The 16,741-nt window shown below is 42.4% G+C and carries 16 protein-coding genes and 1 pseudogene; 2 read left to right on the top strand and 15 right to left on the bottom strand.

All coding sequences use genetic code 11. The annotated features are described in order from the left end of the window. Window positions 1-20 precede the first annotated feature (20 nt). The 7 genes and pseudogenes from EHE21_RS01830 to EHE21_RS01800 form a co-directional block, all read right to left on the bottom strand. Window positions 21-623, bottom strand: a complete 603-nt coding sequence (locus tag EHE21_RS01830; protein ID WP_099432994.1) for an SLATT domain-containing protein — start codon at window positions 621-623, stop codon at window positions 21-23. A 7-nt stretch (window positions 624-630) separates the two neighbouring features. Beyond that, complete coding sequence (locus EHE21_RS01825; protein ID WP_194951685.1) at window positions 631-1,911, bottom strand: SMODS domain-containing nucleotidyltransferase; 1,281 nt, start codon at window positions 1,909-1,911, stop codon at window positions 631-633. A gap of 8 nt (window positions 1,912-1,919) precedes the next feature. Further along, the gene (locus tag EHE21_RS01820) at window positions 1,920-2,153 is read right to left on the bottom strand and encodes a DUF2188 domain-containing protein (RefSeq protein WP_194951684.1); all 234 of its coding nucleotides are present in this window, start codon (window positions 2,151-2,153) and stop codon (window positions 1,920-1,922) included. After that, on the bottom strand, window positions 2,153-3,382 hold the full coding sequence (locus EHE21_RS01815) for a restriction endonuclease subunit S (protein ID WP_194951683.1): 1,230 nt from the start codon (window positions 3,380-3,382) through the stop codon (window positions 2,153-2,155). The genes EHE21_RS01820 and EHE21_RS01815 overlap by 1 nt, the downstream gene beginning before the upstream one ends. Beyond that, complete coding sequence (locus EHE21_RS01810) at window positions 3,372-4,895, bottom strand: type I restriction-modification system subunit M (RefSeq protein ID WP_194951682.1); 1,524 nt, start codon at window positions 4,893-4,895, stop codon at window positions 3,372-3,374. The genes EHE21_RS01815 and EHE21_RS01810 overlap by 11 nt, the downstream gene beginning before the upstream one ends. 72 nt (window positions 4,896-4,967) lie before the next feature. After that, the gene (locus tag EHE21_RS01805; RefSeq protein WP_194951681.1) at window positions 4,968-5,555 is read right to left on the bottom strand and encodes a restriction endonuclease subunit S; all 588 of its coding nucleotides are present in this window, start codon (window positions 5,553-5,555) and stop codon (window positions 4,968-4,970) included. A gap of 548 nt (window positions 5,556-6,103) precedes the next feature. Beyond that, window positions 6,104-7,225: pseudogene (locus tag EHE21_RS01800) on the bottom strand (tyrosine-type recombinase/integrase); the annotation flags it as partial. A gap of 917 nt (window positions 7,226-8,142) precedes the next feature. Here EHE21_RS01800 and EHE21_RS01795 point away from each other — a divergent pair. Then, window positions 8,143-9,567 carry an SIR2 family protein gene (locus EHE21_RS01795; protein ID WP_060561462.1) on the top strand — a complete coding sequence of 475 codons (1,425 nt, stop codon included), beginning with the start codon at window positions 8,143-8,145 and terminating at the stop codon, window positions 9,565-9,567. Continuing rightward, a complete protein-coding gene (locus EHE21_RS01790; RefSeq protein WP_099432979.1) occupies window positions 9,564-11,597 on the top strand; it encodes an ATP-binding protein in 2,034 nt (677 codons plus the stop codon). Before EHE21_RS01795 ends, EHE21_RS01790 begins: the two co-directional genes overlap by 4 nt. 177 nt (window positions 11,598-11,774) lie before the next feature. Here the strand turns inward: EHE21_RS01790 and EHE21_RS01785 are convergent, their stop codons facing one another. The 8 genes from EHE21_RS01785 to EHE21_RS01750 form a co-directional block, all read right to left on the bottom strand. Next, window positions 11,775-12,227, bottom strand: coding sequence for an IrmA family protein (locus EHE21_RS01785; protein WP_194951680.1), 453 nt, complete (start codon window positions 12,225-12,227; stop codon window positions 11,775-11,777). Window positions 12,228-12,291: 64 nt separating this feature from the next. Further along, on the bottom strand, window positions 12,292-12,780 hold the full coding sequence (locus EHE21_RS01780; RefSeq protein WP_194951679.1) for a hypothetical protein: 489 nt from the start codon (window positions 12,778-12,780) through the stop codon (window positions 12,292-12,294). Between the two features lie 150 nt (window positions 12,781-12,930). Further along, complete coding sequence (locus tag EHE21_RS01775; protein WP_099432981.1) at window positions 12,931-13,404, bottom strand: hypothetical protein; 474 nt, start codon at window positions 13,402-13,404, stop codon at window positions 12,931-12,933. Window positions 13,405-13,408: 4 nt separating this feature from the next. Next, on the bottom strand, window positions 13,409-13,585 hold the full coding sequence (locus tag EHE21_RS01770; protein ID WP_194951678.1) for a hypothetical protein: 177 nt from the start codon (window positions 13,583-13,585) through the stop codon (window positions 13,409-13,411). Then, window positions 13,582-14,289 carry a helix-turn-helix transcriptional regulator gene (locus tag EHE21_RS01765; protein ID WP_099432982.1) on the bottom strand — a complete coding sequence of 236 codons (708 nt, stop codon included), beginning with the start codon at window positions 14,287-14,289 and terminating at the stop codon, window positions 13,582-13,584. Before EHE21_RS01765 ends, EHE21_RS01770 begins: the two co-directional genes overlap by 4 nt. Before the next feature lie 211 nt (window positions 14,290-14,500). Continuing rightward, on the bottom strand, window positions 14,501-15,337 hold the full coding sequence (locus EHE21_RS01760; protein ID WP_161779063.1) for a DUF932 domain-containing protein: 837 nt from the start codon (window positions 15,335-15,337) through the stop codon (window positions 14,501-14,503). 13 nt (window positions 15,338-15,350) lie between these two features. After that, entirely contained in the window at window positions 15,351-15,776 is a 426-nt protein-coding gene (locus EHE21_RS01755) for an antirestriction protein (RefSeq protein WP_194951677.1), read from the bottom strand. A gap of 91 nt (window positions 15,777-15,867) precedes the next feature. Next, window positions 15,868-16,740 carry a GTPase family protein gene (locus EHE21_RS01750; protein ID WP_161779064.1) on the bottom strand — a complete coding sequence of 291 codons (873 nt, stop codon included), beginning with the start codon at window positions 16,738-16,740 and terminating at the stop codon, window positions 15,868-15,870. Between the last annotated feature and the right edge of the window lies 1 nt (window position 16,741).

The raw sequence follows: 16,741 nt of genomic DNA, 5'->3' as shown, positions 1-16,741 counted from the left end.
ACCCAAGGTGCAGCTTCGGGTTATGCTGTTGGTATACTGCAAATAATGGCCGTAATATCAGAAAAAAAGAAAACTGATCCAATAATTATTAAAAGTATTGTGAACCACAAAGATAGTGGCACTTTATCTCGCCAAAAACTAAAAGGGCGATACTCCCCGATCCAAGCAGTTTGCTGCTCCCAAAAAAACTTATAGTGAGCAAACCAGGTTGCAAACATTGGATGGTGTGAAGCGCAACAGGTGTTATAACGTTTCTCGATATCCTTAAGTATTTCTGATGCTTCTTGAGCTGACTTTGTATTTTCCTTTACTTCAGCCATTAAATGTTTTAATTCATTAAACAAATCTGTTAATACGATGCCTTTTTGCTCAAAATCACTTTTATCAGAATTCTTAAGACTGATGTAGAGTCCAACGATGCCTAAAACTAGCAGTGTACTCGACGCTAGCTTGGTTGAGAGTTCTGCAAATGCTAGAGCATACACACCAAAAGCCAGTGAAATAAAGCTGAGAAGGCCCGGAACTTTTTCAATCATTTCAAAGCTAGCAAAATGCAACTTTGCACTATAGCCAACGTTGTAACCAGTTTCTGAAATATGCTTAAGTAAATTATTATTTTCCATATACACCTCACTGAATCGGCACGTGAACTCTATCTTTCGCAACAACAACACCATTTTGAATGGCGTAGCATTCAACTATATGCTCCCCTGCAAAATCAGTTTTCTCTTGCTTTTCTCTAAAGCCTTTATCAATGACGATATCACCCCGAATGCAATCCCTACGCTCAGCTTCCGCCCCTCGGTTTAAGACTTTCCATTTCAAAGTAAACTCACCCGGTACGTCTATTTCATCGACATAAAAGTTGAGTTGTTTCTTAGGGGAAAGCTTAAGCTTTCTGGAAAGCATAGTACGCAGCAAATCTACACGAAATCCGTCTTGCGAGACTTCACATTCGATTTTAAGATTGAAACGAATATCAAGCGGATACAAATCTTCGATAAACTGCTCAGTATCTTTGAAGGCTTTAGCAATAGATCTTGCTTCTGCCTTCGTAGCTGACGGGAAAGGCCTGCCAAAAACTTTTTTCCACTTTTTATTTGCTGAGTCATTTTCACCCGTTGCGATGGCATCGCAACATAAGTCATAAGTTTTTTTGGCTTTTCTTTGAAACTTGCTTTTTACATTTACTCGTTGATTACTGCCTAAGGCAAGGTAATAGTCCTTATTTGGCTCTTCGGACAAATAAAGGAAGAAATCTCGACACATCCAGTCATAAAATGCGGCTGACCGGTTGTCATAATCCGTTCTAGATTTTAAAAAATTGTATGCCAGAGTATCAATTAAAAGTCCTCCCATCCCCACGCCGTGCTTGTTTTTCCATGCTCTAGCCATTTTGCAAAGCTTACGAAGATTCTTATTTTTTTGATCCACAAACTCTTTCATGGCTTTAATTTCATCGCGTGGCTTTGTTATTTTCCAGCTACCACCGTTGTATGTATCTGGGTACTTGAAACTACCATCATCTTGTTCAAATACTGGCTGAACTTCCACAGTAAAATTCTTATACAGCACTTGAACAACCAAACGGTCTTTTTTAACTTCTGTGTTTGAATACCTAGCTTTTATCGCGTCACGAGTATCATCGAGTAACTTGGATTGTTTTCCGTCTTTATAGTTATTCCATTTAGAAGCTGGCATGATATAAAGCATATCTAGATCTGAAATGCCTTTAATGCCTGTCCAACGACCATAAGAACCAACCTGCAAACTATTGGCAGTTTTAGATTCCGTATCCCTAAATTTTTTGTTCAGTGCGGATGTAATTTCTTCATATTTAGAAGTAATTGACGTTCCGTTATCAATGGCCAAATTTTTCAAAAAATCAGTAAACATCTCCGAAGTAGTCATAAACGTCCTTATTTTTTATCTTTAGGCGGGTGAGGGTCATTCCCGTAGCTATTGCCAGCCCGGATTTTTCCGTCAGTGCCATGAATTTTGGTATCGGATTGCTGATTGCGAGCGATCTCTTCAGCAACTTCGATGGCTTCTTTTTGTGTTTTGGTGACCTTGGTCGCTTTTGAATTACCCTCGCCTTTTACTGCCCACCCATCTAGATGTTTAACTACGTGTTGGTTTTTACCTTTTGCCATTACGCAACCTCCTTATCATCAATCTTTACTCTTCGCTTACCCGTCAACAACTGCTGCATCAAGGCTTTCTTCTCTTGCTTTAACGCTTCTAGCTTTTGTTGCAGGGCGGAGATTTCCTGATCGGCGGTGGAAAGCACGGCGGCGATTTTTTGTTGCTCTTCTAGAACAGGGAAAATCAATTTCACTTGTTGAAAGCTACTTTTGTTTACAATTGGTACGGCGGTTACACCTGCAATACTAATTAGCTTATTAACGTTGAATTCAATCTGATAGTAAAAAAACTCATTGGAGAAGCTATCGCTGACTACCACTGCGTTTATTTGTTGATTGGTTCCCATGTCCTCATTTGCAATCGCATTTTTTCCAATCGAAGCAATGCAAGTTACTAAGACACTCCCTTTAGGCACAATCCGCGCCTTGGTCGAACCTTTATCAGATAATTTTATCTTCGTATCTGAAACGTATTTTCCCGTAAAATCTTCTGCAGTAGCCCATAACACATCTCCACCATAGTTGTTTTCATCACTTTTTGGAGGTGTGGAGCCAGTAACAACCATGCCGACTTCTTGAATTTTTGACCACTTCCACTCCCCACTAAACCTAACCCCATTCTTATCCAGTAGACGTTTTTTCCCGGTGAGCAGTTGTTGCATCAGGGCCTTTTTCTGCTGCTGGCTGTTGGCAAGCAGTTGTTCGGTGGTGGTGATGGCCTTATCCCAAGTAGAGAGGATTTCGGCTATTTTTTTTTGTTCGGGGAGTGGAGGTACAAGAACAGGAAATACCTTTATCTGGGTCGAATTAATACTGGCTAAATTCGTGCTGCGTTTTGCGCAGCTTAGGAAGTAAGTTTTTCCATAATTGCTAGCCGCCAAAGCGGCAAGGAAAAATGAATCTATTAACTCTTGATCTGGCCTAACCGCAAACACATGGTTCTGATGTAGGCATGGTTCTATTTGGCCTAACCATACGTCTCCTCGACCTAGCTTATCGAAGTCGCCACCTTCATTCATAAGAACGTCCCCCTTTTTCAAAGAGAAGCGCTCCAACTTATCGCGTTCAATCTCAATTTCTTTCACGTCCTCAAGATTGATATGTCCATCTTGCACATTGGCAACCCGTAGGTATGGAACAGTTACTGGATCTTTTAATCCAGTTTTTCCCTTAGCGACTCCGGACCTAACTTCTGCAACCTGCTCAAGTGGCTGCCTTTTCCACCCATTAGGCACCATATCCAAGCTCCTCCAGATACTTAGCCATCTCTGTTTCCAAGGCTGTCAACTGCGCTTTCAATTGCTCGCGCTCGCCACGTATAGCCATCAAGTCGATTTCTTCCTCTTCTTCAAAAGTATTAACATAGCGCGGGATGTTTAGGTTGTAATCGTTTTCTTGGATCTCTTTCAGGCTGGCAAGATAAGCATATTTATCGACATTTTCTCCCGCTTTATAGGTAGAGAGGATCTTAGAGATATTTTCTTCACTAAGCTGGTTCTGATTTTTACCAGATTTAAACTCGCGTGATGCATCGATAAACAGAACGTTATCATCCACTTTTTCTTTTTTGAAAATCAGAATCGCTGCGGGAATACCTGTACCATAAAACAGTTTCTCAGGCAGGCCAATCACTACATCCAATAGGTTTTCATCAATCAGTTTTTGGCGGATTCTGCCTTCACTAGAGCCTCGAAATAGTACACCGTGAGGTACCACTACCCCCATGCGACCTGTCTTAGGTTTAAGCGTTTCAATCATGTGCAGGATAAAGGCGTAGTCACCTTTGGTTTTCGGTGGTACGCCACGGCGAAAGCGACTGAATTTATCGTGCTCGGCTTCTTCATGACCCCATTTATCCAAGGAAAACGGCGGGTTGGCGGTCACGATGTCAAACAGCATCAAGTCGCCATTCTTATCGAGCAGCTTGGGGTTGCGGATGGTGTCGCCCCATTCAATTTTGTGGTTGTCTTCACCGTGCAGGAACATGTTCATTTTAGCTAGCGACCAGGTGGAACCAATGGACTCTTGCCCATATAGGGCGTATTGGCGACTAGCGTGGTTAGCTACGACTTTGCGGCCACACTTCATCAAGAGCGAACCAGAGCCACAGGCAGGGTCACAGATGATGTCGCCCGGTTGAGGATCTAATAACTCGGCGATCAGATCACTGACTTCTGGTGGGGTATAAAATTCACCAGCTTTCTGGCCACCACTGGCCGCGAAGTTTTTGATAAGGTATTCGTAGGCGTTACCTATCACATCCAGCGTGCCGACGCAGCTAGGTTTAAGGTTCAGCTCAGGTTTGGCAAAGTCTTCCAGCAGGTGACGCAGAATTGTGTTTTTTTGCTTTTCTTCACCCAGTTTGTCGGTATTGAAGCTTATGTCCTGGAACACGCTCTTGCCTGCGTCTTTGAGTTTGGTACCGTTGGCTTCTTCAATGGCGTGCAGCGCCTGGTCGATACGCTCACCGTTACCAGGTTCATAACGACGTTCGTACAGGGCATAAAAGCTGGCCGTTTCGGGCAATACAAAGCGCTCATTTTTCATCATCTCTTTGATGAGTTCTGGCTCATCTCCGTACTCGGTCTTGTAGCCATCGTAGTGATCCTGCCATACATCGGAGATGTACTTGAGGAACAGCATGGTCAGGATGAAGTCTTTATAGGTATCGGCGCTGATGGTGCCACGGAAGGTATCACAGGCATTCCACAGCGCTTTGTTAATGCTATCTTGGTTAATCTTGTCGTTCATCCATTGCTTCCTTTTAGTGGGGCTAATCAATAGCTGGCCCGGTTCAAGTCTTAAATTCGTTGTGCTGGCTGTTTAGTGGCAATGCGCCTGATACAATTCGTTGGCGATTACGCCCATCACGCGTTCACCGTTGTTTACTAACCTCTGAATCAGCCTTTGCTCTTCACCCAAAGTGTTGGCCATCGCAATGACTGCTCGCTGCTTGGCAAGTGACGGAACAACGACAGGGGCATCTTCCAGCACACTGCGGCGAATACTTTTTGTTAAGGTGCCTTCGGCGTTCTGCTCAAAATACCGCTGAGCCGGTACTTGATTCAGTAACCACACCATAAACTCAGGCAGAATGTCTTTCTTCTTCAGGCTGACCACAAAAAAATGTGGCGCGGCAACGGCCTGTTTACCTGTGGTAGCCAGTAACTTATCCACTTGTACGGCGTAGTTATGACTGCCTCGGGCAGCCACCAAAATATTACCTGTAGTAAGGTAGTCGGGTTCACGCTTACCGGTTAGCTCTGTTTCTAAACAGTCTGACCAGCGAATCCCTTCGGTTAGAGAAACATCCTTCATCTGAACTGCTACTACAGCAGAGCCTGGCACTTCAGGAAGTTTCCCTCGAAATGGATAGCCAGCATTGATGGTTGCTATCTGTTTGAGCTTCACACTCACACCCTCTTCATCGCCAATGATGCAAAAATAATCTATTAATCCTAGTTAAATGTCAAGATGAAATTGCATCATTAAAGTTAATGCAAAAAAATAGAACAAATATACATAAGGTGAGATTGTCGAGCATTAAATAAAAACCATTTAGTACCGAAATGAGCACTAGGTAGATAATTTACCTCTTATATGGTTAAAATGGGGCCAGTTGATGTATTGGCAATGAATTCATTCCTAGAGTACTGCTATAAAGAGCTGTATCGCTCACCTAAACGAGCTGCTAGGTCTAACCATTGGAAAGATGTCTCTGTCAAGACGCTGTAATCAATATCCCTCTCAACTACAGCTTGTAGCTTGCATCATCTCCCTACCTCATATACTGAACATTGTTATAATTAGCACGGTTCGCATTTTTACCGATACAAGCAAGGCTGGTTTTTTATCCGCTCTGGGTTATAGATTTTTTCATGTAGTATCATATTTACCAAATGACGGAAACTAAGCCCTGCTAGCTTTCATTTATTCCCCCAACAATTCAATAATCTAATTTAAATTGCCTTTAATGGATTACCCGGCTTAGCAAAACTAAACGGCGAAATTTCTTTCTCCCTATTCACATCCAAATAATCTGCCCACCACTGCACCATCAATCGCCGCTCCTCAATATGCTCAGCCTTATGAATATAAGCAGCTCTTACTGAGTTGCGTTCTTGGTGGCTCATTTGTCGTTCTACCGCATCCTTCGACCACAAGCCTGACTCAATCAACGAGCTACACGCCATTGTTCTAAAACCATGCCCACACACCTCCGTTTTAGTGTCATAGCCCATCACACGTAATGCATTGTTTACCGTGTTTTCACTCATGGGTTTTCTAGGATTGTGATCGCCGATAAAGATCAACTCATGATTGCCGCTGAATTGATAGATCTGTTTTAAGATCTCAATGGCTTGTCGACTTAAAGGGACTAAATGGGTAGTGCGCATTTTTGATCCGCGATGTGAGTGCTTAACCCCTTCTATCGCTTCACGTTCTGCGGGGATCGTCCACATAGCATTTTCAAAATCGATTTCATCCCAACGAGCAAAGCGCAGTTCACTAGAACGAATGAAAACTAACAAGGTAAGTTTGACGGCAAGTTTAGTTAAAGGCCTTCCCTTATAATCATCGATACGTTGTAAGAACTCAGGTAGACGTTTAAGCTCTAAGGCTGCTCTAAGGCTGCTCTATGGACTCGCTTACCTGTGGCGACTGCACCCGCCATATCTTGCGCTGGGTTATAGTCGATTAAACCACTTTGTACGGCATAACGCATAATGGCTGTCACGCGTTGTTGCAAACGTGCAGCCACCTCGAGACGTCCAGACATCTCTACGGCCTTGATAGGTTCGAGTAGATCGCGAGTTTTCAGTTCAGCAATATTGCGTTTACCAATAGCAGCAAAGATATTGTCCTCAAGGCTTTTGAGAACTCGATGGCTATGCCCTTCTGACCATCGCTGATTGGTTGCATGCCAATCACGTGCAACCTTCTCAAATGTATCAAATTCTTTTTATTGCTCTTCTTTCACTTATTTGCATTTTTCATTGGGATCAAAACCATTAGCAATTAACTTTCTCTCTAGCTTCTGCAAGTGAAATATCAGGGTAAACACCCAGTGCCAACATTTTGAGCCGTTGGTACAAACTATTATCGAATCGAGAGATACCAAAACGCTTATACCCACAACATGCAATAGCAGATACTTGATGTGAGTTGGTTTTAGTATAGCGAGGAAGGGTAAGTGGAAGGGTAACACCCCACAAACCATAAATTTCAGGCATAAAAAAAGACGCTTTTAGCGTCTGATTTTTGGTGCGAAGGCCGGACTCGTACATAACACTTAACCTCATGATCTAAATTAAAATATTAAAGTATAAATTTATTTATACCAACGCATGTACCAACAGATAAAATTCTTACTTTCTCTGATGGTTATCTAATACAAGTAATCGTGATGCTGATGAAACAATATAATCTTATAAGTTATCTTCATGCAGCATCAAGATCTGGTATCATTGCCTCTCGGTTAGCTACTGATACTTCATAGTTACTCGCTTATCTTTGGTCAGATAGAGTAGGATAGCTGATCAGCTGCTAACAGCCCTCCTCATCTAAGTAGGAGCAATTACTAATTGATTTATGAAGAAGAGGCACGCATATGAGATGATATATTTCCCGTATTTTTCCGCCTATTCAAACACCGTTCCCTCTGGGAATGACTTTTCATAGCCCATATTGTCTCTCAATCGTTTTAGAATTTGATCAAATCATTTCTGCATGTGCATATCAATAAATTTAAAAACTCTTCTCACGCATTTCTTCCACCTATGTTGAATCATAAGAGCTTATATGCTAATAGGTTGATATTTAACCTTGCTAAGTTAGAAAGCATGTTGGATACCTTGGGGTTGTATAGATGATACTCTGAGGATTTTAGAGCCTTGTAGGCATAAGATTCAAAAGCAATAACTTAAATTATCATACTAGTAGCTCTCCTTTATGCCTACAACATTATGTTTTTTATACAAATAAAAGAAGTGTGTTTATGAATATTCAGTACATAAAGGTTGGTAGTGTACCCGAAATTATTAGACTGTTACCAAACTCTAGCGAGCAAGCTGATTCCTACTCTTATCCTTTTACCCTATCGGCAAACTGTGCATGGGGAAAACAGGAAGCAGAAATATCAATAGAGAATTTACGCCAAAATATCGAGCCTTGGCTAACCGCACTCTTCCAATCCGAACATTTAAACTTATTGATCGGTGCAGGTTTAAGCACATCTATTCAAATGTCTGCTACAGGTTTACCTCCAGCAGGAATGGGCTGGATAAGCGACCTAGCAGTATGTCAAAGTGAAATAGATACATTTGCTACCCAAGCCGCCCAAGCTGCTGGCCGCGATAAGGGAAATATAGAAGATCAAATTAGAGCTATTAATGAACTTATTAAAGGGCTTGAAATTCTGACAGTGCTGAATACCCCTCAACCTGAAAACCCTCCAGCTCCTCATGTTGCTTATAGAAATCTAAAAGCTGATTTGAAAGCACTTAGGGGAGAGCTTTCTCGATGCCTAGGTGAGTTTTCAAGATCTGTAAGTACTGGAGAATACTTGATTAAAAATGCTGACCCTAAGCGAAAAGAGGAAACATTCAATTATCTGGTGAGCTTCTTGATGAGCTTTGCAAGTAGAACTGCCACTCGCGATAGGTTACATATTTTCACAACAAACTACGACCGTATTATCGAAGTAGGTGCGGAGCTTGCTGGCTTGAGACTTATAGATCGCTTTGTAGGAAGTATCGCTCCAGTGTTTCGTTCTTCAAGATTAGAAGTTGATTATCACTATAATCCTCCTGGAATCCGTGGCGAACCAAGATATTTAGAAGGAGTTGCGCGTTTTACTAAGCTTCATGGTTCCCTTGATTGGCATGAACAAAATAGTGCAATTCGGCGCTTTGGTTTACCTTTTGGGGCACGCTCTGTTGATCCGTTTTTAGAAGCCGAAGGTCATGAAAGCAATAGCTATGAACAGCTCATGATTTATCCTAATTCAGTAAAAGATAGAGAAACTGCCGAGTACCCTTATGTTGAGCTATTTCGAGATTTTGCAGCAGCAACTAGCCGTCCAAATAGCACATTAGTCACCTATGGCTATAGCTTTGGTGATGAGCATATCAATAGGGTAATTGAAGACATGCTTACAGTTCCTTCGACTCATATAGTCATAATAGCCTTCGGAGATCCACTTGGAAGAATTATGAATTTCATTACTAAGAGTGGAAGAAAAGCTCAGATCACTCTGTTAATGGGAGATCATTTAGGAGATCTTAAAACTTTAGTTGATAACTATCTACCTAAACCTGCTATTGATAAAGCATCAATAAAGATGGCTGAATTGCTCAAGCAAAGGGGATTCATGCAGCCAAAAGAATTAGGTAATTCAACTGACTCCGAGGTATCACTATGAGCTACTTACCAATTGAAAGGTTAGAGCAATTAAGAATTGGAACTGTTGGTTTTGTATCGCCTAGTGAAATCAGAGTTTCTTTAGAGATTGACTCTCCAGATTCCGTATCGCTTCAAGGTGGCTCACCTCGTAATTTTCCTCGAATAAATAGTTATGTACTTATAAGTAGTGATGATGGATTTCTTGTTGGGCAGGTTGAGTGGATTGCCGTAGAACATTCACCATACCCTAAAAGAAGGGGATTGCAAGATTTTGGCTTGATAGACCTTCCTTTTCCACTTAAAAAGCTCAGCATCAATCCTGTTGGCACGTTAAGAGTTGATAGAAAAAACGAAGGTTTCAAGTTCACAAGAGGAACAGATGCTTTTCCCTCGGTAGGTGACTCAGTGCTCCTGCCCACTGACGAGCAATTAAAATCAATAATCGAGTCAGGTGACAATAGAAGAGTAAAAATAGGGGATAGCCCCCTAGCTAACAATGCAGAAATAAAAGTGGACCCTGATAGGCTTTTTGGACGACATATAGCTGTCTTGGGTAATACAGGTAGTGGTAAATCATGCTCAGTGGCGGGGTTAATTCAATGGTCTTTAGATGCAGTTTTGCAACAGGAACAAACTCCTAATGCTCGGTTCATAATACTTGATCCAAATGGAGAATACAGTAGAGCATTCGGACCAAAATCAAAATACAAGGGTAAGCTATTACGTGTAGAAGCTAACACGGATGCTGAAGAAATTGAACTTAAAGTGCCGTCATGGTTATGGAATAGTTCTGAATGGGCTGCTTTTACTCAAGCAAGTTCAAAAGTTCAACTTCCCTTATTGCGCCGAGCTCTGAGGGCTATGAGAAATGCTGTTTTGTCAGAAGATAATGTGACAATTCAAGCGAAACACTTTTGCGGTATCCTTCTCGTGTCAATGAGACAATTAGCAAGCCAAGGCCAGATATATGTAAATGGCGGTCATGCGAAAGGTTTCGTTGAAAGTTTAACCTCATGGGCTAATAGTCTCTCCACGTTGAATGAAAAAATCGATAAAAAACCTTTTGATAACCTAATAAACACGATTAATGTGTATCTCTCCACTCGAACAGGTGTACAGTGGCCGTCAAAACCTGAAGTTTCCGACACTGATCAGTTGATTAGCGAATTAAAAAATGCGCATGCTACGCTTGGTGGGGACGAGCAAGAACTTCTTCCGAAAAGTGAAGATGCGCCTATTCGTTTTAAAGGTGACGATTTTGTAGCGTATCTCGAAGCCTTAGCCCAAGAAACAGGTACAGAGCAGTTCGTGGAGTTTCTTCTGACTCGTATTCGGACAATGTTAGGTGACACCCGAATAAGTGTAGTAACAAATGATTCTGAAGAGCCTATCAGTTTAACTAATTGGTTAAACACTTTTCTAGGGATAGATGGGCAAAGTTCTATAACCGTAATCGATTTATCACTGGTACCAAATGAAATAATACATTTGGTAACTGCTGTAATTTCCAGGGTTACTTTTGAAGCACTACAACGTTATCGAAGGCTAAATGGAAAACCACTGCCAACAGTTATGGTTGCAGAGGAAGCTCATACATTTATTAAACGCTACAAAGAGGATAGTGAGGGTCAGTCAGTCTCCGACATATGCTGCAAAGTATTTGAAAAAATAGCTCGAGAAGGACGAAAATTTGGATTAGGTCTTGTGGTTTCGTCCCAACGGCCGTCAGAGTTATCTCCAACAGTGTTGTCTCAATGTAATACTTTTTTGTTGCACCGGATTAGTAATGATAGAGACCAAGAGCAAGTCCATAGGCTTGTTCCCGATAATATGAGGGGATTATTGAGGGAGTTGCCATCTCTACCATCTCGGCATGCTATTTTACTAGGATGGGCTTCTGAACTTCCGGTTTTAGTTAGAATGAGAGAGCTTACTGAAACACAAAGACCTCAATCTGACGATCCTGATTTTTGGGACGTATGGTCTAATACTGGAGAAAATCCTCGCAAAGTTGATTGGCAACTGATAGCTGATGATTGGCAACGTTAAGTAACTTAACTGATTTGTAGTAGTGTTATATATGACAGTCTAGGCTTTGGTTGATAATTAGTTTTCACTACCAAAAATTGACTTGATAGTATCAATACTATCAAGTCAAACTATTAAGCTAATATAAAACGCTGATTGTAATGCTCTCCATTTAGGGCAGAATAAATACAACTAAAATTATTTTTTTCCAGCCACCGACATCTTCGCCAACTCTGGATTATTCGCCTCAAAGATTGATAGTGGTAATTCAACCTTACGCCCGTTCTGATCTTCTACCGCTTTAACCACTTCAAACTCAACGACATCATCACAAGGTATTTCCAGTCCTGCAAAGGTGGCACGCGTTGCGCTAGAATCGCCAAAAGGTTCCACTTCCAGTACCGTATCCCCTAATACCTTTCCTTGCCTATCTTTCATTCTCAAGGTTATCTCAAGCGCACCAAACTCCGCGTGGTCTAGAACCATATGGCTACCGCCATTATCAAGGGTAAATGAGTAACCACAGTAACCTTGGTTAATAAAGTTTGAACTTGTATGCGTGATGCTCGCATAACGCTGTTGTTCTTCAGCCAAGCTAAATGCACTAACTGCTAATAGTCCTATCGCAAATAGGATTTTTATCTTATTCATTACGTTACCTTTAGTTATCTTTTATTGCCCTCACTACCGCAAGTAACGGTAGCGAGAATGTTATTTATTGTTGGTTGGTTTGCAATCCACCTTTAGTACGGTCTTTTTCTTTCCAATGTGGGCGTTTTTTACCTGATAATTCTTTTTGCTGGTTCCAGTAACCTATCGGATAGCGTTTGACGATAGTACCGTTGACACCAATATCAACTGACGAATATTGCCCGTTATTTATGTATCCTTTTTGGACGTAGGCGTTAGGGCTACAAGTGCCTGTATCGCGTTGTTGCCAGTTTCCGTCAGTTCTTGCCACGATGTAGAAATCACCAAATGCACAACCTGATGCGGATTTATGATTCAGTACAGCAACATAATGCTTGGTTGAGCCTACAATCCTACAGGTACTGTTTTGGCTTCCACACACTTGCCATAAGGTTTTACCGCCATCATCTTTATACTCCCAGATGGTATTTTTAGGGGGCTGGCTGGTGGCAGAAGCTGGTGATGTTATCAACCACAGTGAGGCTAATGCAGTTACGAATACATATTTTTTCATTATAAATTCCTATCAACATAAATAGAAACGTCAGATTGACGCTTGATGAACACCGTCTAATGGGTGCTTGTTTTTCCCTGATATGGCGTATTCGGTGGTTATCGGGTGAATGGTGAATAAGGTATCCACAACAAAAATTGCTGATCATAGTTAATGTGATGACTGACGGTTTAGTCGCACTGAAATCCAGTGACGAATTCGCCGATGAAGATAAAAGGCAATACCACTGGCGATAAGTAAATCAATCAACAATATTGTAGTAGCAACTCCTTCAGTAAAACCGTATAGCCAACCGGATGACATGATAATCAGTAGGCTAGAGAGGGCTAATCCGATAATGATGGACGAGATAATGGCAACTAATTTGGGGTTGAAATGGATTTTATAATCAACTCCCTTAAAGGCACTCAAAACCCATAAGCCCAATTGCGCCAAGAGTTGTGGGATAACCAGAGCAAAGAGATATAAAACGAAGTACATCAATGTGATCCCATACGGGTTCATGATGAGAGCGATAAGCTGGAAATGTGTTAGCAATACGCCAGTGATCCAAAGGCATAACAAAATACTGATAACGACAGCGATCCGTTCTAAACCCAGTTGTAAGTGTGAAACTGTGTTCATATTTCTAAGCTTCCTTATGTGATGATGAATTCACGGTGTGAGGGTGATTTTGAATAGGCATGGCCCATTCGTAACCGCAATCGCGGCACATCCAGCCTGAGCCCCATGCAATGATGTCTTGCTCTGAAGAACAGTGAGGGCAATGTGTAGGATGCGATGCTGGTGAGGTTAATAACGTCATGGTCGGCTCCTTTCTTTGTGTGATGGAAGAGAGGTAAGTACTTGTGATATCAATCGAAAATGCGGTAAGGCTGCGATAAAACTGTTTTGTTGTGACAATTGCATCACTGCATGTTTCGGTGTGAAGGGGGTATTTAGCGGCTGAACTTGTTGGATATCCTCCAACAGCAAAACATGCACTTGCTGATGATATTCAGCCAGTAAATACCACTGGCCTTCACGGTAAATCAGTTGATAAGGTTGTAGTGGATTAAAACGACGCTCAGGTGTGAGTAAGCTAATAGATTGCTTACTGGTAATGGCATACACCAATTGATAGAAATGGTCGGCATGCAAAGCCGAAATCTTATGGGCGTGGTGCCAAATCAAACAAGGTGCATGGGGTTGTTGGGTTAGCAGTAATCCCAGTAAGCGGCTGTCTAGCCCCGGAAACAATCGAGTCATCCCAATCTGTTTCACAAAGGTAAGAATATCTTTGTCTCGATAAGCTTTTAGCGTATTGATGGGCAAGCGATAACAACCTTGCCGACCTTCTACACCCAGATAAGCCAAGCGTTCACGTAAATCCCGTTGTAACGTGCGTTCAGAAACATGGAATTCTTGGGCTAAACATGAGAGCACTAGGCTTTCGCCCGCCATTAAGCGGGCAATCAGCGCAGAGAGTCGCACAGCCATGCGGTCATATTTTCGGTTGGTCTGAAACATAACGTATTGCTCTCAATAACGGACGTTAGGAAATTAAGAAGTAAGGGAGTTTAACTTAGGGGATTGACAGGTTATGTCTGTTGGGAAAAATTATCATTAGGCTTTTTAGTGAAAAACCACTACAAGTAATTTATTGATAAATAATGTTATGTCGATTATTTGAACAATAAGGAGGTAGGGCGTAACGACACAACCTGTCAGGGCGGGAAAATTAGTTGGGCTGGCGAGGAGCAAGTTGGTTAAATAAGGTATCCGCCATCACCCACAGGGCTTTATTAAGTTTGATATCGCCATCAATCCCATTCACCGAACGAGTGCGGGCCCGTTTACCTTTTGCGGTTCTGCCTGATAATCCCCCTTTAATCAGGTTTTCTTGTAAACGTTGGTACACCGTCCAAAGGTCTTCTTTCTTATCTTCAACGCGTCGAGGCTGTAGAATTTGCTCTCGTGTGATTGGCTGGAACTCTTCACCAAAGCGGTAGGTCAAAGCCGCTTCAGCAAAGGCTTGCTGGGCTGGTGGGGGTAACAATAACGACTGCATACTTTCGCGTTTTTCAGCCACTTGCTCAAACGTATCGAGTACCTCATACGCCCCTTCAATCACTTTCCCCACCACATCCCCTTTATGGGGTACACGCACTTCACCTAATACATCACCGCACACCAAACCGTTGGAGCATACAGCTCTAAAGAGTCCCGGCAACATCTGGTAGCTACTCGAACCGTCATGGCTATTGAGCAAAATAATTTCAGGCACTTGTACGCCCGTAATTTGGTCATGTCGCCGAAGTCGTAACATATGCTTGGTGTGCTCTCGACGGCTGACATCACGCACTCGAGTCTGGCAGGCAAAGAACGGGTAAAAGCCTTCTTTTTGTAGGCTGTCTAACAAGGTGATGGTGGGAATGTAAGTATAACGTTCACTGCGTGACCCATGCTTATCTTCGGAGAAAACGCTCGGTACAGTACGAAATAATTCTTCAATGGTGAGTGGACGGTCACGGCGAATACTGTTAGCAGAGCCAAAACGCGAAGCTAATAAACTCATGATAGACTCCTGATTAATCAATTAAGTGGAAAATGGCAGCGGACTCGGGATGTTGTGAAGCGTAGTCACGCAGCTGATAAAAGCGGTCGCACATCACTTCACTTTCTGTTTGGAATGACCAGATGCTGTACAAGATCAGACACACCGCAATCCCTGCAGCCTCTTGGCTCACGGTGGCTTCATTGCCGTTGTGCATGTTGAATAGGGTTAAGGTATCTGCGTTGATATCGGGGTAGATAAAGGCACCGCCATTATTAAGCGAGCCGTACTCCCAGTAACCGCCATGATATTCGTCGCAGAATTGACCCATCGTGGTGAAGATCACCACTTCAAAGGTAGCCCAGCCTTTTACTGCACCAAAATGGTTGAACCAAAAATCTAGGCGTTGCTCATCAGGGACTAATTCCATTGTGATAGCAGATTCAGTTGAATGATTCATTAGTTGATACTCCATTAAAAAGAAATAAAAAAGCGCCAATCCCGTTAAGGAGTGGCGCTAGATGTCATTAATGTTGCGTTAATTTAAGAAGCTAAAAGAATAGGCTCCACAGGGACTTAGCGACGGAGACGATGCTATTTTTGACCGTACCAATCGTACTTTTTATCAGTGGTGGCAACGGAATGATGTCGATTAAAGTATCAACAATATCACTGACACATTGCCCAAAATCGTTACGTGCCGAAGTTTCTACAGATTGCGTCCGGTAAGTATTGTTCAGTTGCCTAGCGACACCGCTACTAGCCTCTGCCGGTAATACCTGTATTAATTGCTCTGCTAATTCAGTCAGTTGGTAACCTTCTGCCGCAGAAACCGTCATCACAGGATGATGCGGCTTAAATGCGGTTATCACGGCTTGTTGCTTCAATTCTAAGTTAGCCGCTTGCTCCGGGGATGGCTGATGCTTGTATTCATCCCACTGGCGACAAGGCTCTATCTTGTCTGCTTGGTTTAGCACAAATAGAAATCGCTTAGGTTGGTAGCCACATTGCTCAGTGAGAAAGCGATAACACTGTTCATCAGAAGACCACGCTCTATCATCGGCCTTAAGTACCCAGATGATTAAATCCAGCTCTGGCAGTAAGTTACGATAGAGCTGGTGATACTCTTTATCTCGCTCAAGGCTTTCACCTACGCCGGGTAAATCTATAAAGGTAAGCGTGTGATTGTTCATCGTCATACTGAAGCGCTGAGCATGCCGTGTACAGCCGGATACATCACTCACAGGTGATAGGATTGATTGGAATAGAGCGTTGATAAGGCTGGATTTTCCAGCCCCTGTTTTTCCCATCAGGCCGATGGTGGGAGAGTAGCTAATTAGGTGATTAAGTTGGTTGAAAAACAGATTTTTAAATGAAGCAGGAAAGGCGGATATCACCCTTCCTAATTCGGGTTGTAGGTTCATA

It is taken from the genome of Proteus sp. GOKU (genome assembly GCF_015475555.1).
GTDB classification, from domain to species: Bacteria; Pseudomonadota; Gammaproteobacteria; order Enterobacterales; family Enterobacteriaceae; genus Proteus; species Proteus mirabilis_B.
This window is presented reverse-complemented; position numbering and strand designations above follow the sequence as displayed.